Origin of the sequence: Mesorhizobium sp. M7A.F.Ce.TU.012.03.2.1 (assembly GCF_004006095.1) — a bacterium.
In the GTDB taxonomy this organism is placed as follows: Bacteria; Pseudomonadota; Alphaproteobacteria; order Rhizobiales; family Rhizobiaceae; genus Mesorhizobium.
Map to the genome: position 1 here is coordinate 1,223,113 of NZ_CP034779.1, position 19,285 is coordinate 1,242,397.

General features: G+C 63.3%; 23 protein-coding genes. 12 read left to right on the top strand and 11 right to left on the bottom strand.

The genetic code is table 11. The features are described 5' to 3' along the window. Positions 1–3: 3 nt before the first annotated feature. A complete protein-coding gene (locus tag EJ079_RS05885; protein ID WP_127318306.1) occupies positions 4–270 on the bottom strand; it encodes a hypothetical protein in 267 nt (88 codons plus the stop codon). A 152-nt stretch (positions 271–422) separates the two neighbouring features. Between EJ079_RS05885 and EJ079_RS05890 the strand changes: the two genes are divergently transcribed. The 5 genes from EJ079_RS05890 to truA are packed head-to-tail and all read left to right on the top strand — an operon-like array spanning position 423 to position 3,428. Then, on the top strand, positions 423–710 hold the full coding sequence (locus tag EJ079_RS05890; RefSeq protein ID WP_127328141.1) for a plasmid stabilization protein: 288 nt from the start codon (positions 423–425) through the stop codon (positions 708–710). Further along, positions 707–1,132, top strand: coding sequence for a type II toxin-antitoxin system VapC family toxin (locus EJ079_RS05895; protein ID WP_127808362.1), 426 nt, complete (start codon positions 707–709; stop codon positions 1,130–1,132). Before EJ079_RS05890 ends, EJ079_RS05895 begins: the two co-directional genes overlap by 4 nt. 45 nt (positions 1,133–1,177) lie before the next feature. Then, the gene (gene fmt, locus EJ079_RS05900) at positions 1,178–2,131 is read left to right on the top strand and encodes a methionyl-tRNA formyltransferase (protein ID WP_127808363.1); all 954 of its coding nucleotides are present in this window, start codon (positions 1,178–1,180) and stop codon (positions 2,129–2,131) included. Further along, on the top strand, positions 2,128–2,634 hold the full coding sequence (locus EJ079_RS05905) for an N-acetyltransferase (protein ID WP_127398815.1): 507 nt from the start codon (positions 2,128–2,130) through the stop codon (positions 2,632–2,634). The genes fmt and EJ079_RS05905 overlap by 4 nt, the downstream gene beginning before the upstream one ends. A gap of 23 nt (positions 2,635–2,657) precedes the next feature. Continuing rightward, a complete protein-coding gene (truA, locus tag EJ079_RS05910; RefSeq protein WP_127318314.1) occupies positions 2,658–3,428 on the top strand; it encodes a tRNA pseudouridine(38-40) synthase TruA in 771 nt (256 codons plus the stop codon). On the opposite strand, the gene EJ079_RS05915 is transcribed toward truA, so the two are convergent. After that, positions 3,395–4,030: a transporter gene (locus tag EJ079_RS05915; RefSeq protein WP_127808364.1), complete on the bottom strand. Its 636-nt coding sequence runs from the start codon at positions 4,028–4,030 to the stop codon at positions 3,395–3,397. The genes truA and EJ079_RS05915 overlap by 34 nt on opposite strands. Before the next feature lie 5 nt (positions 4,031–4,035). Beyond that, positions 4,036–5,229, bottom strand: coding sequence for a succinyl-diaminopimelate desuccinylase (gene dapE, locus EJ079_RS05920; protein WP_127808365.1), 1,194 nt, complete (start codon positions 5,227–5,229; stop codon positions 4,036–4,038). A gap of 127 nt (positions 5,230–5,356) precedes the next feature. Between dapE and EJ079_RS05925 the strand changes: the two genes are divergently transcribed. Beyond that, positions 5,357–6,397 carry a 2-dehydropantoate 2-reductase gene (locus EJ079_RS05925; RefSeq protein WP_127808366.1) on the top strand — a complete coding sequence of 347 codons (1,041 nt, stop codon included), beginning with the start codon at positions 5,357–5,359 and terminating at the stop codon, positions 6,395–6,397. Here the strand turns inward: EJ079_RS05925 and EJ079_RS05930 are convergent. From EJ079_RS05930 to dapD, 4 genes are all read right to left on the bottom strand, one after another. Then, positions 6,300–7,073: a hypothetical protein gene (locus EJ079_RS05930; protein ID WP_127318320.1), complete on the bottom strand. Its 774-nt coding sequence runs from the start codon at positions 7,071–7,073 to the stop codon at positions 6,300–6,302. The two genes, EJ079_RS05925 and EJ079_RS05930, sit on opposite strands and share 98 nt — an antisense overlap. Before the next feature lie 13 nt (positions 7,074–7,086). After that, the gene (locus EJ079_RS05935; protein WP_023810766.1) at positions 7,087–7,464 is read right to left on the bottom strand and encodes a DUF805 domain-containing protein; all 378 of its coding nucleotides are present in this window, start codon (positions 7,462–7,464) and stop codon (positions 7,087–7,089) included. Further along, on the bottom strand, positions 7,457–7,819 hold the full coding sequence (locus tag EJ079_RS05940; protein ID WP_127318322.1) for a DUF805 domain-containing protein: 363 nt from the start codon (positions 7,817–7,819) through the stop codon (positions 7,457–7,459). The genes EJ079_RS05935 and EJ079_RS05940 overlap by 8 nt, the downstream gene beginning before the upstream one ends. Before the next feature lie 72 nt (positions 7,820–7,891). After that, positions 7,892–8,746, bottom strand: coding sequence for a 2,3,4,5-tetrahydropyridine-2,6-dicarboxylate N-succinyltransferase (gene dapD, locus EJ079_RS05945; protein WP_127269742.1), 855 nt, complete (start codon positions 8,744–8,746; stop codon positions 7,892–7,894). 227 nt (positions 8,747–8,973) lie between these two features. Between dapD and EJ079_RS05950 the strand changes: the two genes are divergently transcribed. Continuing rightward, entirely contained in the window at positions 8,974–9,819 is an 846-nt protein-coding gene (locus EJ079_RS05950; protein ID WP_023810769.1) for an LOG family protein, read from the top strand. Positions 9,820–9,908: 89 nt separating this feature from the next. On the opposite strand, the gene EJ079_RS05955 is transcribed toward EJ079_RS05950, so the two are convergent. Continuing rightward, positions 9,909–10,625 (bottom strand): pyrimidine 5'-nucleotidase, encoded by a 717-nt coding sequence (locus EJ079_RS05955; protein ID WP_127808367.1) that lies wholly within the window; start codon positions 10,623–10,625, stop codon positions 9,909–9,911. Positions 10,626–10,785: 160 nt separating this feature from the next. On the opposite strand from EJ079_RS05955, the gene EJ079_RS05960 reads away from it, so the two are divergent. The 3 genes from EJ079_RS05960 to EJ079_RS05970 all read left to right on the top strand — a co-directional run bounded on the left by EJ079_RS05960 (position 10,786) and on the right by EJ079_RS05970 (position 13,354). Then, positions 10,786–11,547, top strand: a complete 762-nt coding sequence (locus EJ079_RS05960; RefSeq protein ID WP_127808368.1) for a GGDEF domain-containing protein — start codon at positions 10,786–10,788, stop codon at positions 11,545–11,547. 194 nt (positions 11,548–11,741) lie between these two features. Then, the gene (locus tag EJ079_RS05965; protein ID WP_081738956.1) at positions 11,742–11,918 is read left to right on the top strand and encodes a hypothetical protein; all 177 of its coding nucleotides are present in this window, start codon (positions 11,742–11,744) and stop codon (positions 11,916–11,918) included. Further along, positions 11,915–13,354: a GMC family oxidoreductase gene (locus EJ079_RS05970; protein WP_127808369.1), complete on the top strand. Its 1,440-nt coding sequence runs from the start codon at positions 11,915–11,917 to the stop codon at positions 13,352–13,354. Before EJ079_RS05965 ends, EJ079_RS05970 begins: the two co-directional genes overlap by 4 nt. A 10-nt stretch (positions 13,355–13,364) precedes the next feature. Here EJ079_RS05970 and phhA read toward each other — a convergent pair whose 3' ends face one another. Then, a complete protein-coding gene (gene phhA / locus EJ079_RS05975; RefSeq protein ID WP_127808370.1) occupies positions 13,365–14,201 on the bottom strand; it encodes a phenylalanine 4-monooxygenase in 837 nt (278 codons plus the stop codon). A 139-nt stretch (positions 14,202–14,340) separates the two neighbouring features. Here phhA and EJ079_RS05980 point away from each other — a divergent pair, with 139 nt between their 5' ends. Together EJ079_RS05980 and bchE are read left to right on the top strand one after the other, a co-directional pair. Further along, a complete protein-coding gene (locus EJ079_RS05980; RefSeq protein WP_127808371.1) occupies positions 14,341–14,817 on the top strand; it encodes an Lrp/AsnC family transcriptional regulator in 477 nt (158 codons plus the stop codon). A 116-nt stretch (positions 14,818–14,933) separates the two neighbouring features. Then, positions 14,934–16,481 carry a magnesium-protoporphyrin IX monomethyl ester anaerobic oxidative cyclase gene (gene bchE, locus EJ079_RS05985; RefSeq protein WP_127808372.1) on the top strand — a complete coding sequence of 516 codons (1,548 nt, stop codon included), beginning with the start codon at positions 14,934–14,936 and terminating at the stop codon, positions 16,479–16,481. 162 nt (positions 16,482–16,643) lie between these two features. Here the strand turns inward: bchE and argB are convergent, their stop codons facing one another. Beyond that, positions 16,644–17,537: an acetylglutamate kinase gene (gene argB, locus EJ079_RS05990; RefSeq protein ID WP_013528489.1), complete on the bottom strand. Its 894-nt coding sequence runs from the start codon at positions 17,535–17,537 to the stop codon at positions 16,644–16,646. Between the two features lie 159 nt (positions 17,538–17,696). After that, complete coding sequence (locus tag EJ079_RS05995; protein ID WP_127808373.1) at positions 17,697–19,196, bottom strand: amidase; 1,500 nt, start codon at positions 19,194–19,196, stop codon at positions 17,697–17,699. Positions 19,197–19,285 lie beyond the last annotated feature (89 nt).

A 19,285-nucleotide genomic window follows, 5' to 3' on the forward strand; every position in this document is an offset into this window, starting at 1 on the left:
GGATCATTCGAGCACGCCACGCAAAACCCAATCCCTGCCAAGCTCGAACGCTTTTGCACCGATCTCTAATGCAAGCGCGCGAGATTCTGGCGAGATGATCAGCACCAGAGAGACAACCACGGCTAACACCATCAGTAGCAGGGTGTTATAAATGGCGAAATTGCTCTCTCTTCGCCTCGACAATTCGCCTTTCTCGTATCGTTCTTCGACCGATTTGTATTCAGCTATTGGCTTCCTGCGTTTCCCAAAGGGATTTTGAGCGCGCTGCATATGAAGCTCCCAGGACAGATCCGCGAAGCATACGCCTGAACAGTTGGTGTAGACTTAATGGACCGTTTTGAGTGGCTGGGTGAAGGGGCGGAACTCTTGTTGATCAATGACTCCGGGGGTGATATCAGTGATATCAAATCTTGGAGGCATCCATGGGCGATATGTTGATCAGAGATATTCCCGAACCCTTGAAGCGCGAAATCGAACACGCGGCGCGCAAGGGCGGCCAAAGTCTGTCGGGCAAGGCGATCGATCTCTTGCGTAAAGGCATGGTCGCGGAGAAAGAAGCCAAACCGGAGCCGGGACTTTCCGCGTGGGATGCCATTCGTTCGGCGTTCGCTGCGGAAAATGCAATAGGCGATGAATTTTCCGAGATAATGGACCAAATCGAAGCGGACGGAAAACGCGACTTCGGCCATCCAGTTGAGGATTTCGAGTGATCATCCTCGATACCAATGTTGTTTCCGAAGCCAGCAAACCGGCGCCCGACTTGAATGTCTCCGCCTGGTTCCGCAAACAGGATCTTCTCGCACTCTACATGTGTGGGCCAGTCATCATGGAGCAGTCTTTCGGGGCCGAACGGTTTTTGAACAAGACGGGATCAGACCGTTATATTCGCGTGCTCGATCAGCTGATTTCGCAGCAGTTCGCCGGCCGTATCGTGGAATTTTCCGGTTCGATCCCCCGACTTGCCGGCAAGCTGCGGGCGACGCGGGAAAGAATTGGCCGTCCGATCAGTCTTTCCGACGCCAAGATTGCCGCGATCTGCCTCGCCCATGATGCGACGCTTGCCACGCGCAACGTTCGCGACTTCGACGAGCTTGACCTGAAGCGCGTAAACCCGTTTGAAGCGGACGCCTGAGCCGGCACACGGTGCGAGCAAGAAGACAGGATACCAGAAGAAAAAATGCCCCTTCGCGTCATCTTCATGGGCACGCCGGAGTTTTCGGTGCCGACTTTGCGCGCGATCGCCGAGGCTGGCCATGAGATATCGGCCGTCTATACCCAGCCGCCACGCGCCGCAGGGCGGCGCGGGCTGGAGTTGACGCCATCGCCGGTGCAGCGCGAGGCGGAGCGGCTGGGCATTGAAGTCCGGGCGCCGGTTTCGCTCAAGGGCGAGGCCGAGCAGGCCGCTTTCCGTGCCTTGCAGGCCGATGTCGCCGTGGTCGTCGCCTATGGCTTGCTGCTGCCGAAGGCGGTTCTCGAGGCGACCCGGCTCGGCTGCATCAACGGCCATGCGTCGCTTCTGCCGCGCTGGCGCGGTGCCGCGCCGATCCAGCGCGCCATCATGGCCGGCGACCTGGAAAGCGGCATGATGGTGATGCGCATGGAAGAGGGGCTGGACACCGGCCCGGTCGGGCTGGTTGAAAAATGCGCTATCGAACCCGATATGACAGCCGGCGATCTGCATGATCGGTTGATGAGTGTCGGTGCTGCCTTGATGGTGGAAGCGCTGGCGCGACTGGAAAGGAATACCCTGACATTCACCACACAAGCTGTGGATGGGGTGACCTACGCCAAGAAAATCGATAAATCCGAGACTCGCGTGGACTGGACTCGCTCAGCAAGTGAGGTCCACAATCATATTCGCGGCCTGTCGCCCTTTCCCGGCGCGTGGTCGGAGATAGGAATTGGCGGCCGTCTGGAGCGGCTGAAACTGCTTCGCTCGACGCTGTCGCAAGGCCTGTCGCTTTGGGAAGAGTTGGGCGAGTCGGGAGGAATTCTCGATGACCGGCTGACGGTCGCCTGTGGGGCAGGCGCGATCAGGCTGGTCGAAGTTCAACGCGCGGGCGGAAAGCCCGCTGCCGCGTCGGAGTTCCTGCGCGGGGCCAAGATCGAAAAAGGACTGAAATTCTCATGAGCATGATGTCGATACGCGCGGCAACGCCGCGGGATCGCGAGGCCATCCGCCTCGTCGAGGAACACGCTTTCGGCCAGCAGGCGGAGGCCGGTCTGGTCGACGCGCTGGTGACCGGCGGCGACGCTGTTGCCGAACTGGTGGCGGAAGAGGACGGCCAGGTGGTCGGCCACATCCTGTTTTCGCGGCTGTTCGTCCAGAATGGCGGCAAGACTTTCGCGGCCGTGGCGCTGGCACCGCTGGCGGTGGAGCCCTCGTTCCATGGCAGCGGCATCGGCGGCGCGCTGATCCGCGAGGCGCATATCCGCCTCAGGGATGCCGGCGAAACGCTGGCTGTGGTGCTCGGCGACCCCATCTATTACGGGCGTTTCGGATATAGCCACACGCGTGCCGAGAACTTCGAGAGCGAGTACCAGGGCGAAGCGCTGCAGGCGCTGGCCTGGGGTGACGCACCAGAAGCAGGCAGGCTAGTCTACGCCTCTGCCTTCACCGCTCTCGCCGCCTAGGCGAGAGCGTATAGCCGCCCGGCATGCCGCGTTTTCGCCTCGACATCGAATATGATGGCAGTCTGTTTGCCGGCTGGCAGCACCAGGCGGATCAGCCTTCGGTGCAACAGGCGATCGAGCGGGCGATCGAAAAATTCTGCGGCGAAGCGATCCGGCTGCGCGCCGCCGGCCGCACCGATGCCGGCGTCCATGCGACCGCGCAGGTGGCGCATGCCGACCTCGCCAAGGCGTGGCCGGGCGACAAGGTGCGCGATGCCGTCAACGCCCATCTGCAGGCGGGCGGGGCGCGCATCGCCATCCTGAAAGCGACAGTCGTCTCCGACAGCTTCGACGCCCGCTTCTCGGCCATCGGCCGCCACTATCTCTACCGCATCCTGAACCGCCGTGCCCCGGCCGCGCTCGACAAGGGCAAGGTATGGTGGGTGCCGAAGCGGCTCGACGCCGGCGCCATGCACGAAGCGGCGAAAGTCCTGCTCGGACGGCATGATTTCACCACCTTCCGCTCGACCCAGTGCCAGGCCAACAGCCCGATCAGGACGCTGGAACGGCTCGATGTGAGCCGACAGGGCGACATGATCGAGGTCAGGGCTTCGGCGCGCTCATTCCTGCACAATCAGGTACGTTCGATGGTCGGCTCGCTCAAGCGCGTCGGCGACGGCGGCTGGACCGCGGCCGACCTGAAAACGGCGCTCGAGGCGCACGACCGCGCCGCCTGTGGCCAGGTGGCGCCGCCCGACGGGCTGTTTCTCACCGGTGTCGATTATCCAGTCGAGACGAGCCCGGACAGGCTCTGAACTCCGACATCCTCCGGCACGGTGATGCCGAGCAGCGCCTGCAGGCCGAACAGCACCAGCAGCGAGGCGATGAACATGCCGACGAAAACGGCGGTGCCGACCGATGCGCCCCTGCCGATCGTGGCGTTGGTCATGCGCCAGATCAGCACCATCGACAGGGCAAACAGGAACAGCGACACAAGGCTCGCAGCCTGGCTTGCGGACGACAGGAAAAGCCGGATCAGCGCCGAGGGCAGCATCAGCCATGCGGTGATGGCCGAAGCCCAGTTGCTGGCGACGACGTAGTGGACGAAGCGGCCGCCGATGCCGGCGCGCGGCGCGATCAGGGCGAGCGCAACCAGCGGCAGCACCCAGGAGCCGATGTCGACCGTCGCCAGGCGGACCAGCATGCTGAAGCGGCCCGCGAAGGCGTCGGGATCGCCGATTTCGTTGGCGATGCCGACCCAGCCGACGATCAGCGCCGGTGCTGCAACGACAATGGCGAAGAAGGAATTCCAGAAGCCGTCGGCCGACAGGTCGAGCAGGCGCAGGCCGTCGGCCTTGCCGAGCATCAATCGCCAGGCGCCCGTCAGCGAAGCTTGGGTTTCGTCCGCCGAAAGCATGCTGTTCAGCCCTGTCCGAACCAGTCTTCTATGAAGCGCTGGTAGATTTGCGTCAGCGTTTCCAAATCGGCAATGGCGACGCGCTCGTCGACCATATGCATTGTCTTGCCGACCAGCCCGAACTCGACCACCGGACAATAGTCCTTGATGAAACGCGCGTCGGACGTTCCACCGGAGGTGGACAGCGTCGGCTCCTTGCCGACCGCCGACTTGATCGAGCCGCGCAGCGTTTCGATAAGCCTGTCGTCGCGGGTCAGGAAGACATGGCTCGGCCGGTCGCGCCAGACGAGCTCGTAGTCGACCGGCGTCTTCTTGCCCTGCCGGTACTTCCTGCGCCTGGCCGCCTGGTCGAGCCGGTTGTGGATCTCGGCCTGCAGGGTCTCGTCCGTCCAGGTGTCGTTGAAGCGGATGTTGAAGGTCGCGGTCGCTTTGGCCGCAATGACATTGGTGGCAGGGTTGCCGACATCGATGGAGGTGATCTCCAGATTGGTCGGCTGGAAATCCCTGGTCCCCTTGTCGAAAACCGGATGCAGCAAGGCGTCGACCAGGCTCATCAGCCCGCGCACCGGATTGTCGGCAAGCAGGGGATAGGCGACATGGCCCTGGCGGCCATTGACGGTGACCGCGCAGGACATCGAGCCGCGGCGGCCGATCTTGATCATGTCGCCGAGAGCGTCCGGATTGGTCGGCTCGCCGACGACAGAGGCATCCCATTTCTCGCCCCGCGAAGCCGCCCATTCGAGCAGCTTCACCGTGCCGTTGATGGCCGGGCCTTCCTCGTCGCCGGTGATCAGCAGCGAGACCGACCCTTTCGGACCGCCATTGGCCTCGACATGGCGCGCCACGGCGGCGATGAAACAGGCAATGCCGCCCTTCATGTCGACGGCGCCCCGGCCATACATCTCGCCATTGGCGATCTCGGCGGCGAAAGGCGGATGCGTCCAGGCGGCTTCGTCGCCGACAGGCACCACGTCAGTGTGTCCGGCGAACATCAGATGCGGGCCATTGCCGGAGCGCCTTGCATAGAGGTTTTCGATATCGGGCGTGCCGTCTTCGGAAAACACCGGCCGATCGACCAGGAAGCCGAGCGGTTTGAGCATCGTCTCCAGCGCGGTCAGCGCACCGCCCTCAGCGGGCGTCACCGAAGCGCAACGGATAAGGGCGGCGAGGTTTTCGGCGGGATCAGTCGGCAGCGTCATGGCAAAAGCGATAGTCGAAAGCGCAGGGCCTGTCACGGCCAGACATAGGGGCCAGCCTCATGGCTGGCGATACCGCCAATATTATGGTTTTCATGTCGTATAGCTCCGACCCGGCGCGGGCGACAGGATGGCAGACAAGGACAAACGGATCGTCATTGCCGGTGCTGGCAGCATCGGCTGCTATGCCGGCGGCTGCCTGGCGCTGGCCAACCGAGAGGTCATTCTGCTGGCTCGGCCGCGCATCGAGGCAGCGCTACGGCAGGGTGGATTGCGGGTCAGCGACCTCCAGGGCCGCGATCGCTCGATCAAGCCCGAGGCGCTTGTCGTCACCGTCGATCCGGCCGCCGCTTTGCCGCTGGCGGACGTGATCCTGGTCACGGTCAAGAGCGGCGCCACCCAGGATATGGCGGATCTTATCAAAGCCCATGCCCGGCCCGACGCCGTGGTGATCAGCCTGCAGAACGGCGTCGACAATGCCGACAGGCTGCGCGCTGAACTTGCCGGACGTACGGTGCTGGCCGGCATGGTGCCGTTCAATGTGGTGCAGTCGCCGGACGGCGAACTGCCGCTGCGCGTTCACCGCGCCAGCGACGGCACGGTAATGGTCGAGGATGGCGACGCCGGCCTGGTCGGCCTGCTTGGCGTCGAAGGGTTTGCGGTCGAAGCCCATGGCGACATGAAAGCCGTGCTGTGGGGCAAGCTGCTGATGAATTTGAACAACGCGTTGGTGGCGCTTTCCGGCCTGCCGCTGGCGACCGAACTGGCCGATCGGCGCTGGCGGCTGATCCTGGCCAGCCAGATCGACGAGGCCCTGAGAGCGATGAGAGCGTCCGGCATCGAGCCGGCGCGGATCGCCGGCCTGCCGCCGGCGTTGCTGCCCAAGGTGCTCAGGCTGCCGGACTGGCTGTTCAAGCTGCTGGCGCGGCGCTTGCTGGCGATCGACCTGCAGGCGCGCTCGTCGATGTGGGACGATCTTCAGCGCGGCCGGCCGACAGAGATCGACGACCTGCAAGGCGCCATCTTGCAGCTGGCGGGGAAGGCCGGCACGCCCGTGCCGACGGTTCAGCGGGTCACCGCTTTGGTGCGCGTGGCGGAAGCGGAGCGGCTTGGCTCGCCGGGCCTGGCGCCGGAGCAGGTTGTTGCACCGGCCGGCCGTCGATCAACGTGATCTTCTGCCAGATTTTCCGCGACAGGTTGGATGCCAGGTTCTCGATGTCGTTGACGCCGTCGATGACCACGTCGTCATTGACCGACTGTGCGAACAATGCGGCGATCTTGCCCGTGATCGACAGCATTTCGGAGCAATAGTCGAGGTAACGCGCCAGGTCGGCGGCATTGGTGATGCGGGCCGGCGAGTGCGCCGTCGGCTTGAAATCGGCCGAAAGGGCTGCCGGATCCTTGGTCAGCTGGTGCATGTCGATGACATGGATCAGCGAACGCAGGCCGTGCAGCTGGCGAAACACCCTTTTGCGCTTGATGCGCTCCTCGGTGCGGATCAGAGCAAGCAAGCCCAACACTGCGAGTATGACGGTGTTGATCGAAGCCTCTATGCCTTGCACCGACTGCAGGGCATCGTGGGTTCCCGAAATGCGGTCGATCGGCAAGATGGTACCGACGAACAGGAACACCAGCACACCCGTGACGAAGGCGGCGACGATGAGCCCGCGCAGCCACCAGATCGGTGCTTCGAGCACCTTGGCCGCCTTGGCCAGATCGCGCGACAGCGAGACCAGTTCGGCGGCGACGCCACGCAATCCCGCTTCAGGGAAACGGTCGGCGATCCGCTCTTCCAGCCGCTCGGCGGTTTCGACGATCAGTTTCGGATCAAGCGTGCGGTAGCGCATGTCCGATCGGCCCTCAGGATTGTTCCGGCTCGTTGGTGCGCCGGCCGTAGCGGTTGGGTCCAGGCTGCCCTGGAAACAGGCACAACACAAGGAAGGCGACGATCGAGACCACCGGCACGAACAGGATCAGCGCGGCAATGCCCGGCTTGTCCAAATCGTGCAGCCGCTTCACCGCCAGCGCGATGTTCGACCACAGCGAGGCGATGAAGGCGACGAAGAAGATGAACGACCACATGTTGCTCTCGGCCGAACCTTCCGGCACCAGCGTGAAGCGGTAGAGCGGGAAGGCCTGGATGATGGCGACGAGCAACCCGCCAAGAAAATAGGCCGCGCGACTGACGCGGCCCGAGGTTTTGAAGAAAAGCCAGGTGAGATCTGATCTGTCAGGCAAGCGGGTCCGGTCCATATTGATTGGCGCCTCTGGCGCCTTCGAGAATGCCGCACTCCACCAGAAACCAGATCGGGCCGATGAGCGGCACCAGCATGATCAGGCTCCACCAGCCCGACTTGCCGCGATCATGCCAGCGCTTGGCGTAGACTGCGAGCGCGAAATAGATCGAGGCCAGAGCGATGAGAATGCCGATGATGCCGATCTGGGCGCCACTGGCGGTGGTGAGACGTGTACCGAGGATCGCATCGAGAATGAAGGCAACGATACCAATGACGATGAAAACGCCAATCGCGGCCCAGAACTTGCCACGGTTGATGCGACCATCAAAACTTGTGAGCAGATACTTCCAGTCCATGTCACCCCTCCATCTTGAACCAGCGCGACCGATTGTCGCGCCGGCGGAAGGTGCGCTCGCTTTGCGCAAAGATCAATCGCGCAGCAATTCGTTGATCGAGGTTTTGGAGCGGGTCTTGGCGTCGACACGCTTGACGATGACGGCGCAGTAGAGGTTGGGACCCGGCTCGCCGTTCGGAAAGGGCTTGCCCGGCATCGTTCCGGCGACGACGACGGAATTCGGCGGCACTTCGCCATAGAAGATCTCGCCGGTGGCGCGGTCGACGATCTTGGTCGACTGGCCGATGAAGACGCCCATGCCGAGCACCGAGCCTTCGCGCACGATGCAGCCCTCGACCACCTCCGAACGCGCGCCGATAAAACAATTGTCCTCGATGATGGTCGGGCCGGCCTGCATCGGCTCCAGCACGCCGCCGATGCCGACGCCGCCGGACAGATGCACGTTCTTACCGATCTGGGCGCAGGAGCCGACCGAGGCCCAGGTGTCGACCATGGTGCCGCTGTCGACATACGCGCCGACATTGACGAAGGACGGCATCAGCACGGCGCCCGGTGCGACATAGGCCGAACGGCGCACGACCGACGACGGCACGGCTCGGAAGCCCGCCTTTTCGAAATCGACGGCACTCCAGCCGTCGAACTTCGACGGCACCTTGTCCCACCACACCGCCTCGCCGGGTCCCCCCTTGATGATCTCCATCGGGTTGAGCCGGAACGACAACAGCACGGCCTTCTTCAGCCACTGGTTGACATGCCACTTGCCGTCGGCCTGCCGCTCGGCGACGCGGACGGCGCCGCGGTCGAGCAGATCGAGCGCCGACTGGATGGCGTCGCGCGTTTCGCCGCGCGTTGCTGTCGAAATCGCGTCGCGTTCCTCGAAGGCCTTCTCGATGGTCTTTTCGAGGCTCGCCAGATCGGGCTTCGACATGAATTCGCTCCATTACCAAGCTGTTAAGGGGCAACGCCTTAACCTGTTTTGAAAGTCGCGCGGACCCCTTGGCAGGCTTTGCCTGCCTGGATCTTCGCATGTAGCAGGTTCTTGTCACAAAACCGCGGGACACTTTTGCGGAACCTGCTTATGTGAAGCCTTGGTGAGGGTCAATCGCGGCTGCGTCATGGGGCGGCGCAAGTGAAGAATTTGGACGGGTAGAGCATATGACACCTATGGAAAAGGCGGGCTGGACGCCACTGCCGCATTCGGACGAGGATCTGGAGCGGTCGAAGAGTGTGCCGGATACGCCGCAGACGCGTGCCGAAACCTACCGGCTCGCCTGGAACGATCCCGACTTCATGACGCGGCGCGAGTTGCGCGCGGTCCGGCTGCAGCTTGAATTGCTGAAACCGGAAATGATCCTGGCCGAACGCGGCATCCGTTCGACGGTGATCCTGTTCGGCGGCGCGCGCCTGCCGGAACCCGGCGGCGAGGCCTGGGCGGCCAAGAACGAGACGCAGAAGAAGAACCTCGAGGAGAACAGCAAATACTACGAGGAAGCGCGCAAATTCGCCCGCCTCTGCTCGCAGCAGTCGGCTACCTCCTATTACCGCGAATATGTCGTGGTGACCGGTGGCGGGCCCGGCGTGATGGAAGCGGGAAACCGCGGCGCCGACGATGTCGGCGCGCCGTCGATCGGCCTCAACATCGTCCTGCCGCACGAGCAGGCGCCGAACATCTATGTGACGCCGGAGCTCTGCTTCAACTTCCATTATTTTGCTATCCGCAAGATGCATTTCGTCATGCGCGCCAAGGCGGTCGCGGTGTTTCCGGGCGGCTTCGGCACGATGGATGAATTCTTCGAGACGCTGACCCTGATCCAGACAGGGCGCATGGAGCGCGTGCCGGTGATCCTGTTCGGCAAATCCTTCTGGAAGCGGGCGATCAATCTCGATTTTCTCGCCGAGCAGGGCACGATCAGCCCCGGCGATCAGGACATCATCGACTTCGTCGACACCGCCGACGAAGCCTGGGGGATCATCAGCCGGTTCTACAAGTTAGGGGAGTAGGGGAGTGGGGAATTGAAGAACTGGGGAACTGGGGGAATTGATCCGTAGAGACCGTCCTTCATTCTTCAATTCTTCAATTCTTCAATTCTTCAATTCCCCTCTTCCTCCCCCTCCACAATCGCCGTCAGAAACCCCGCCAGATCGTCGGTGACGAAATCGACATCATCCTCATTGGCCGGGTCGCGCTCCCAGATCTCGGAAAAGGTCGGCTCGAAATTGCGCGGCACGATAAGCACCGTGGTCATGCCGAGCGACTTCGGCACCGACAGGTTACGGGCAAGGTCTTCGAACATCACCGCATTGTGGCCGGTGACGGCGTGGAGTTCGGCGAACTTCTCGTAGGTCTGGCGCGCCGGCTTGGGATTGAGCCCGGCGGCGACGATGTCGAAGATGTCGTCGAAATGGTCGAGGATGCCGAGTTGGCGCGCGGTGCGCTCGGCGTGCCTGCGGTCGCCATTGGTGAAGATGAACTTGCGGCCCGGAAGCTGGCGGATGGCGGTGCCGAGAACGGGGTCTGGCACCAGCCATGAATAGTCGATGTCGTGGACCTTCTCGAGGAAATCATCGGGGTCGATGCCATGACGTGTCATCAGGCCGTTCAGCGTCGTGCCATATTCGCGGTAGAGTTCCTTCTGCAACTTGCGCGCATCGTCGCGCGGCAATGCCAGCAGCTCGCCGACATAGGCGGTCATCTTGACGTCGATCTGCGAGAACAGATTCGAATGATGCGGATAGAGCGTGTTGTCGAGATCGAAAACCCAGTCGGTGACATGGGCGAAGCGGGCGGGGTCAGGGAGCGTGGTCATGGGCTCCTTATGGCATGAAACGCGCATTCCGGAAGCGACTTTATCCACAACTTCTGCTCGTTGAGGTTGCGTAAATCGCCTCACGATTCAAATTTTAGGCATCTGGGAAAGGTGGCCTTTAGGGCTTGCTGGCAGAGAGGCAGTCTTGTGGGAGCAAGCGATGAACAGCATAATTCTGAGATCCGCCGCCGTTGCTTTCGCCTCAGTCGCGGCCTCTCTCCTGCTGACCCTGATCATCGTTCCGGCCATGGGATTTCCGGTCAACCGCACGATCTGGCTGACCTCCACCCTCTGTCCGCTGGTGCTGGCGTGGGCTGCCAGCGCAAGCACTTTCTGGCAAAGCGACAGGCTGAAAAACGCGCATCGCGATCTCGCCCGAGCCCATGCCCAGCTCGCCGCCGCGCATCGCCGCCTGGCGGAAAAGGCGAGCCGCGACGACATGACCGGCATGCTCAACCGGGAAAGTTTCTTTGCCGCGCTCGACGGTTCGCGCCGCAAGTCCGATCGCGGCGCGCTGCTGATCATCGATGCCGACCACTTCAAGACCATCAACGACAATTTTGGCCACCTGACAGGTGATGACGCGCTGCTTTTGATCGCCAGCGCGATCCAGCGCGGCGTGCGCAGCGGCGATGTGCTCGGCCGCATCGGCGGCGAGGAGTTCGGCGCCTTCCTGACCGGCGCCACCGAGCAGGAGGCCAAGCGCGTCGCCGAGCGCATTCGCCGCGAAGTGGAGCTGATCCGCTTCCGGCCCGTCGACGAGCGGACCATTCCGCTCACGGTCAGCATCGGCGGTACTGTCTGCGGCGAGGAAGCCAGTGTGTCGGAGCTGATGCGCGCCGCCGACCGGCGCCTCTACCAGGCAAAGCACCAGGGCCGTAACCTGACGATCATCGACACCGGCATTTCCGAGGCGGCGTGATCCGATCTGCCGCAACCGGCCTGTTAAGAAAATTCTAACCCTGTTTGCACTCGGTTGTACCGCTTAGCCGGGTTTTCACTGCTTTGCGGCCAGACTTGGCACGATACTGGCTTCCACGGTGATGCATGTGTCGTTCCGGGAATTGCCGTTCTGGGAACGCCATGCAGTGCCGAAGCCCAGCCGAGAGACCAGCCATGAGTTTCATCATCAAGAGAATGTCACGCCGCGCGCTCGTGCAGGCGTTGATCGCATTGCCTGCCCTGTCTTTGTTCCGCAAGCTGCCTGATGCCGATGCCGCCGGTCCAAAGCCCGACCCGAACGAGATCGTCGAGGTCAATGGCTGGATCCTCAAACGGAGCGACCTGGCATGATCTTCGACAGCTACGAGGCGTATCGCGCCGCGAACTTCACTCCAAAAGTCTGCATTCTCGGCTCCGGCCCGGCCGGTATGACCATTGCGCGCAAGCTTGGTGCGGCCGGCATTCCGGTGGTGGTGATGGAGGCCGGTCCGCGCGAATTCAGCGACGAGTCGCAGGACTTTTACCGTGGCAGCACGGTCGGGGATTTTTATTTCGATCTCGACATAACCCGGCTGCGGTTGATGGGCGGCAGTTCCAACCACTGGGCCGGCTGGTGCCGCGTGCTCGACAAGCAGGATTTCGAGCCGAAGGCCTGGGTACCCGATACGGGCTGGCCGATCCGCCGCACCGACATCGAACCCTATCTGCCGGAAGTGCGCGACATTCTCGACCTTCCGGCCCTCCGGCCCGATATGCCGATCTCGGACGACATTCGCTGGGTGCAGCTGATCAAGAGCCCGGCCGTGCGCTTCGCCGAGAAGTTCGGCGATGAACTCGACAAGGCCAAGAACATCGCGGTGGTGCTCAACACTTGTGCCACCGAACTTTCCGGCGACGGCAAACGTGTGACGGGCGCCAGACTGTGGTCGAACGGGCAGGATGCCGGCTCCTTCAGTGCCGACTATTTCATCGTCTGCACCGGCGGGCTGGAGAATTCGCGGCTGCTTCTGTGGTCGAACCAGCGTTCGAACGGCGGCGTCGTGCCGAATGCGACGGCGCTTGGCCGCTACTGGATGGAGCATCCGACCTTCGAGGGCGGCAACGCGATCCTGGCCGACTACAACGCGTTCGAGGTCGACGCCGTCAATGAGGCCTTCTTCTCGCCGACCCTTGCCGCCATGGAGCGGCTGCAGATCATGAATTTCGGCATCCGGCTGATCGAGACGCCGTATCCCGGCGTCAAGAGCCTTATCGCCGACCTCGCCTGCACGGCACCCGACATGGCCGAGTGGATGTCCTCCAAGCTCAGTCAGAGACTGCGCTGCGCCGCCCAGCTCTACGTCGCCTGGGAACAGGCGCCGCTGGCCTCCAACCAGATCGAGTTGTCGAAGACCGATGTCGACCATGCCGGCGTGCCACGCATCGAATTGCACTGGAAGAAATCGGAAATGGAGCGCCGCACCCTGCTCGAAGGGCTCAGACTGTTCGGCAAGACGCTGATCGAGAAGAATCTCGGCCGCGTGCGTATTGCCGACTGGATCAGCAATGGTCAGGATTATCCGACCAACGACGAGACGGCGGGCCATCATCACATGGGCGGCACGCGCATGGGCACCGACGTCAGCAAGAGCGTGGTCGACGCCAACTGCAAGGTGCACGGCATGGACAATCTCTATGTCGGCGGCTCCTCGGTGTTCTGCACGTCGGGCCAATGCAACCCGACGACGACGATCACCGCGCTGGCCTGCCGGCTGGGCGACCATCTGAGCAAGGTGGTCACCGCCTGACGGTTCTGCGCTATAACGTCGCCGGATCGAGGGCCGGCTGGTCCTTGCGGCGGGCGACGATCGCCGCGAAATCGGCGGTCTGGAAGGCATCGCGCAAGGCGTCGAAGGACGGCAGCACGAAATAGGCGCGCTGGAACTTGTCGATCTCGTAGCCGGTGCGCATCACCGTTTCCAGGTCGAAGGGCACGTGGTGGGCGTCCTTGCCTTCGACCGCGAACTGCAGCTCGGTAAACGACGACATCAGGCCGGCGCCAAAGGCCTTTAGCGGCTGGCCGGCCTCCTGCATCAAGCCGTATTCGGCCGTGTACCAGTAGAGCCTGGAAATCATCTCGTCGCCGCCCAGCGCGATGATGTCGCCGGCCTTCTCGCCATACATCTGCATGAAGTCGGCGAACACCGGTTGCGACAGCGCCGGCACGTGGCCGAAGAAATCATGGAACATGTCGGGCTCGACAATGTAGTCGAGCTCCTGCCTGGTCCGCAGCCAGTTGGTGACCGGGAAGCGGCGATCGGCGAGATGATCGAAAAACGGGGCCGCGGGAATGAGACCGGGCACCGCGACGATCTCCCAGCCGGTCAATTTGCGCAGCTTGGCGCTGACCTCGTCGAAATCGGGAATACGGTCGAGCAGGCCAAGTTTTTTGACGCCGTCGAGATAGGAATGGTGGGCGAGCCTGCGCGTCAATTTGGTCTGGCGGTCGCACAGCGTGCGCCACACCGCCTGCTCTTCTTCGCTGTAATCGTAACCCTGGGACACGGTGAAATCGGCGCGGCAGACCGAATAGTCACCGCGCAATCCTTGCGCCGCGCAGTCGCGGGCATATTCGGCAACGCTCATCGTCGTCATGGTTTTCCTCCTCGCAAATCATGAATGGCTGACGTGCCGAAAGGCTAACCGGATTTGCCGAGGCAAATCGGTTTTGATGATGGCTCGAACGGAATATTTGGGATAACATCCACTCACAAAACCCTCTATCGGAGTGAAAATGCCTCAATTCGACGATTTCGAGATCAAGATGCTCGATGTCCTGCAGCGCGACGGGCGCAAGCCGGTTTCCGAACTGGCGCAAGAGATCGGCCTGTCGACGACGCCGTGCGCGCGGCGCTTCGAGGCGCTGCAGGAGGCCGGCATCATCAAGGGATTTGCCGCGGTGATCAGCCGCCGCGCGGTCGGCCTGATGGTCGAGGTGTTCATCCAGGTGCGCCTGGTCAGCCACAGCGACGGCTCGCCCGAAAGCTTCATCGCCGCCGTGCAGCGCATGAACGAGGTGTCCTCGTGCTGGACGATGACTGGCGACCATGACTTTCTACTGCATGTCATGGTGCCGTCGGTCGACGAACTCAACGCCTTCGTTATGCACCGGCTGATGCGGCTCGACGGCGTGCGCGACGTCCACACGCAGTTGGTGCTGCAGAACATCAAGGGGCCGGGCCATGTGCCGCTCGGGCATCTCAGGCGATGACAATGCCTCTCTTCGCACTCCTTGGGGAAAAGCTGCACGCAAACTGCTGAAACGGGCCAATCGCGTGTCCACATCGCCGGCCAGCTTGCGCGGACCAACTGCCCAAGAGGTCCGCCATGAAAATCGTCCTGATCAATCCGCCGCACACCGCCATCGGCAGCCGCGTGCCTGACGATCATTTGCCGCCGCTCGGTCTGCTGGCGATCGGCGGACCGCTGATCGATGCCGGCCATCAGGTGCGGCTCGTCGACGCCGAGTTTGGGCCGATGCCGCTCGATGACGTCGTACGCAACGCACTGGAGGACCACCCCGACTTCGTCCTGATCGGCCATTCCGGCTCGACCTCGGCGCACCCGACCGCCTTGCTGATCGCTGAGCAGATCAAGCAGCGGGAGCCGGCGACCATCATCGTCTATGGCGGCGTTTTCTCGACCTATCATTGGCGCGACATCCTGGCCGCTACCGATGCTTTCGACTTCATCGTGCGCGGCGAGGGCGAGGCGACCGTCGTGGCGCTGGTCGAGGCGCTGGAAATGCGCCAGCCGCCGGCGAGCGTGGCCGGCATTGCCTGTCGCGACGATCTCGGCCGTCCCGTCGCCACACAGGCCGCCATGACCATTGCCGACCTCGACGCCTACCGCGTCGGCTGGGAGTTGATTGAGCACTCGCGGTACAGTTACTGGGGCGGCAAGCGGGCCGTGGTCATGCAGTTTTCGCGCGGCTGTCCGCATCTGTGCAACTATTGCGGCCAGCGCGGCTTCTGGACCCGCTGGCGGCATCGCGACCCGGTGAAATTCGCCAGGGAGATCGCCTGGCTGCACCGCGAGCACGGCGTCGAGCTGATCAATCTCGCCGACGAGAATCCGACGGTCTCGAAGAAGGCCTGGCGTGCCTTCCTCGACGCCCTTATCGCCGAGAACGTGCCGGTGCTGATCGTCGGTTCGACCCGTGCCGACGACATCGTGCGCGATGCCGACACCCTGCATCTCTACCGCAAGGCCGGCGTCATCCGCTGGCTGCTCGGCATGGAAAACACCGACGAGCAGACGCTTCAATTGATCCGCAAGGGCGGCAGCACATCATCCGACCGCGAGGCGATAAGGCTGCTGCGCCTCAACGGCATCCTGTCGATGGCGACCTGGGTGGCCGGCTTCGAGGACGAAGGGTTCCGCGATCTGTGGCGCGGCTTTCGCCAGCTCATCGCCTACGACCCCGACCAGATCCAGGCGCTCTATGTGACGCCGCATCGCTGGACGCCGTTCTTCCGCATCGCGCGGGATCGCAAGGTGATCCAGCAGGATGCGCGCCTGTGGGACTACAAGCACCAGGTGCTGCAGATGACGCGGCTGAAACCCTGGATGCTGTTCTTCAGTGTCAAGCTGATCGAGCTGGCTGTGCAGTCGCGGCCGAAGGCGCTGGCCCGCATCCTGTTCCACAAGGATCCCGAGCAGCGCCATTCGATGCGCTGGTACACGCAGATGGGCCGCCGCGTGTGGTTCCGCGAGGTCTGGGGCTTTCTGATCCGCGACATCAGGGTGAAAGACGGCCCGACGCTGGCCGAATTCTGGGGCGCGCCGCAGGACGCCGAGGAGGAATCGATGTCCGTTCGACGCCCGGTACGCAAGCTGGCACCGCCCGAGGTCACGATTTTGCCGAGTGCCTGACTGTTGCTGTGCCCTGGTTAAGGGGTGTTGAGATTCAGGTCAGGCCGAGCCGAAAACGGTGGCTTTCGAGAACCGGAGCGCAGCGGACGTTCGGGTCCGTGAGCACCGGAAGCGGAGAAAGTCGCCGTTTGCAGGCCGGCATCACCTGAATATCAATGCCCATCAAGGCACGATCAGCGTGCCGGCACCGTGCTCGGTGAACAGTTCCAACAGCACCGCATGCGGCGTCTTGCCGTTGAGGATGACGACGCCTTCGACACCGCGTTCGATCGCTTCGATGCAGGTCTCGACCTTGGGGATCATGCCGCCCGAGACCGTGCCGTCCTTGATCAGCGCCTTGGCCTCGGCCACGGTCAGTTCGTCGATCAGCTTCTTGTTCTTGTCGAGCACACCAGGCACGTCGGTGAGGAACAGCAGGCGCGTCGCCTGGCAGGCGCCGGCAATGGCGCCGGCGAAGGTGTCGGCATTGATGTTGTAGGTGTGGCCGTCGCGGCCTGGCGCCACCGGCGCCAGCACCGGGATCATTTCGGAGCGTGCCAGAAGATCGAGCAAGGTGCGGTCGACCTCGACCGGCTCGCCGACGAAGCCGAGATCGAGCACGCGCTCGATGTTGGAGTCCGGATCGATCATGGTCTTGCGGGCCTTTTCGGCGAACACCATGTTGCCGTCCTTGCCGCACAGGCCGATCGCCCATTCGCCCTCGGCGTTGATCAGCGCGACGATCTCCTTGTTGATCGAACCGGCCAGCACCATTTCGACGATCTCGACCGTCTTCTGGTCGGTGACGCGCAGGCCGCCCTCGAACTTGGATTCGATGCCCATCTTGGCCAGCATGGCGCCGATCTGCGGGCCACCGCCATGGACGACGATCGGGTTGACGCCGGACTGCTTGAGCAGCGCGATGTCGCGCGCGAAGGCCTTGCCGAGCTCGATGTCGCCCATGGCATGGCCGCCATATTTCACCACGACCGTCTTGTGCTCGTAGCGCTGCATGTAGGGCAGCGCCCGCGACAACAGGGCTGCCTGCATTTCGGCGGTGGCGGTTATTTCCGTCATCGGCTTGGTTCCCGGCTTTTTATTTTAAGCACGTCGTTGTCCCAAAACCCCTGGACCCTTTTGGACGACATGCATCAGGTAAGGACGGCGGCGTCTTAGCGGGAATTGGCGCCGCCCGCAAATGGCTTTGCTGCCATATTCAAGCGCTTCACGACCTCGTCATCGTGTCGGCACCATCAGCGGCGCCCTGCGGTCCAGCCAACCCGAGATCTTCTCCATCTGCGCGGCGAGCGACAAAAGCGTCTCCTCGTCGCCCGGACGGCCGGCCGCCTGGACGCCGAGCGGCAGGCCGGCGTCAGTGACATGGACCGGCAGCGCGATCGACGGCTGGCCGCTGACATTCTGGATCGCCGGCCAATGGGTGAACCAGAGGCTCTTATCCATCAGCTGGCCGAAGAACGGCTTCAGCTTCAGCAAGGGAGTGAGGTGAAGCTTGTCGAGCAGGTTTTCGATGAACTCGTCGGCGCCTTTCGGATCCATGGCGCCGCAGGCGAGCGGCGGGTGGGCAATGACCGGCATCAGCACGGCGTCGTACTGCACGGTCTCCGAAATCAGCTGCCGCGAGGCGGCATGCAGCCGCTGCAGGTCGGCATAGGTCTCGCCGGCCGACACCATTTCGCCGAAGCGGGCGAGCACCCGCGTCGCCCGCTCGATGTCGCCGGTAACGGAACGGCCGACACGCAGCGCTTCGGCCCGCATCGTGCCGGCGACTGCGGAGGCAACCGTCCTGCAGAAATCGGCGAAGAACTCGCGGCCGATAAAGGGTAGGTCGATCTCCTTGACCGTGTGGCCGCCCTCGCGGGCAAGCGCCATCGCCGTGTCGAGCGCCTTGAGCGTCTCGTCCGAGATCGGCAGGCCAAGCGGGGATTTGCGGTACACGGCCAGGCTGAGCTTGCCGGGATCGCGTGCGGCAGCGGCCGCGAACGTGCCCTTCGGCGGCGGCGCGGCATAGGGCGACAGAGGATCGGACCCATGGGTGAGGTCGAGCAGCAGCGCGCAATCACGCACCGAACGGGTGAGCGCATGGTCGACGACCATGCCGTACCAGCTTTCGCTCACCAGCGGCGTCAGCGGGGTGCGGCCGCGCGACGTCTTCAGGCCGACAAGCCCGGTGCAGGCGGCAGGCACGCGGATCGAGCCGCCGCCATCGGAGGCATGCGCCACCGGCACGACGCCAGCTGCGACCAAGGCTGCCGAACCGCCCGAAGAGCCGCCGCTGGTATGGCCGGTGTTCCACGGATTGCGGGTGATGCCAAAGGCCCTGGATTCGGTCATCAATCGAAGCCCGTGCTCCGGCGATGTCGAGGTGACGATCGGGATAAGCCCGGCGGCGAGATAGCGGTCGGTCAGCACCGAATTGACATCGGCCAGCCATGCCGGAATGCGGCTGCCGCCATGCGTCGGCACGCCCCTGATGGCGATGCCGAGATCCTTGATGGCGAAGGGAACGCCGGCCAGCGGCAGCGAGCGGTCGACGGTCTTCGCACGGGCGCGGGCGGCATCGTAGAGCGGTTCGGCCGTGGCATTGATGTCGGGACGGGTGGCCTCGGCGCGGGCGATCGCGGCGTCGGTCAGCTCGACGGCCGAAACCTCGCCCTTGCGGACCAGATCGGCGAGGCCCGCGGCATCTTCTTCCCAAAGGATCCGTTCGACCGACATGCGCGCTCCCCCCATCACTGAGGGCAAGCTAGCCAGTGGCGATTCCATTGGCAATCGGTCGACGGACCCGGGCTGGCGACACATAAAAG

Coding starts and splice junctions, on each gene's coding strand:
- EJ079_RS05885 (WP_127318306.1), bottom strand. CDS start 270: ATGCAGCGCGCTCAAAATCCCTTTGGGAAACGCAGGAAGCCAATAGCT.
- EJ079_RS05890 (WP_127328141.1), top strand. CDS start 423: ATGGGCGATATGTTGATCAGAGATATTCCCGAACCCTTGAAGCGCGAA.
- fmt (WP_127808363.1), top strand. CDS start 1,178: ATGCCCCTTCGCGTCATCTTCATGGGCACGCCGGAGTTTTCGGTGCCG.
- EJ079_RS05905 (WP_127398815.1), top strand. CDS start 2,128: ATGAGCATGATGTCGATACGCGCGGCAACGCCGCGGGATCGCGAGGCC.
- truA (WP_127318314.1), top strand. CDS start 2,658: ATGCCGCGTTTTCGCCTCGACATCGAATATGATGGCAGTCTGTTTGCC.
- EJ079_RS05915 (WP_127808364.1), bottom strand. CDS start 4,030: ATGCTTTCGGCGGACGAAACCCAAGCTTCGCTGACGGGCGCCTGGCGA.
- dapE (WP_127808365.1), bottom strand. CDS start 5,229: ATGACGCTGCCGACTGATCCCGCCGAAAACCTCGCCGCCCTTATCCGT.
- EJ079_RS05925 (WP_127808366.1), top strand. CDS start 5,357: ATGGCAGACAAGGACAAACGGATCGTCATTGCCGGTGCTGGCAGCATC.
- EJ079_RS05930 (WP_127318320.1), bottom strand. CDS start 7,073: ATGCGCTACCGCACGCTTGATCCGAAACTGATCGTCGAAACCGCCGAG.
- EJ079_RS05940 (WP_127318322.1), bottom strand. CDS start 7,819: ATGGACTGGAAGTATCTGCTCACAAGTTTTGATGGTCGCATCAACCGT.
- dapD (WP_127269742.1), bottom strand. CDS start 8,746: ATGTCGAAGCCCGATCTGGCGAGCCTCGAAAAGACCATCGAGAAGGCC.
- EJ079_RS05950 (WP_023810769.1), top strand. CDS start 8,974: ATGACACCTATGGAAAAGGCGGGCTGGACGCCACTGCCGCATTCGGAC.
- EJ079_RS05955 (WP_127808367.1), bottom strand. CDS start 10,625: ATGACCACGCTCCCTGACCCCGCCCGCTTCGCCCATGTCACCGACTGG.
- EJ079_RS05960 (WP_127808368.1), top strand. CDS start 10,786: ATGAACAGCATAATTCTGAGATCCGCCGCCGTTGCTTTCGCCTCAGTC.
- EJ079_RS05965 (WP_081738956.1), top strand. CDS start 11,742: ATGAGTTTCATCATCAAGAGAATGTCACGCCGCGCGCTCGTGCAGGCG.
- EJ079_RS05970 (WP_127808369.1), top strand. CDS start 11,915: ATGATCTTCGACAGCTACGAGGCGTATCGCGCCGCGAACTTCACTCCA.
- phhA (WP_127808370.1), bottom strand. CDS start 14,201: ATGACGACGATGAGCGTTGCCGAATATGCCCGCGACTGCGCGGCGCAA.
- EJ079_RS05980 (WP_127808371.1), top strand. CDS start 14,341: ATGCCTCAATTCGACGATTTCGAGATCAAGATGCTCGATGTCCTGCAG.
- bchE (WP_127808372.1), top strand. CDS start 14,934: ATGAAAATCGTCCTGATCAATCCGCCGCACACCGCCATCGGCAGCCGC.
- argB (WP_013528489.1), bottom strand. CDS start 17,537: ATGACGGAAATAACCGCCACCGCCGAAATGCAGGCAGCCCTGTTGTCG.
- EJ079_RS05995 (WP_127808373.1), bottom strand. CDS start 19,196: ATGTCGGTCGAACGGATCCTTTGGGAAGAAGATGCCGCGGGCCTCGCC.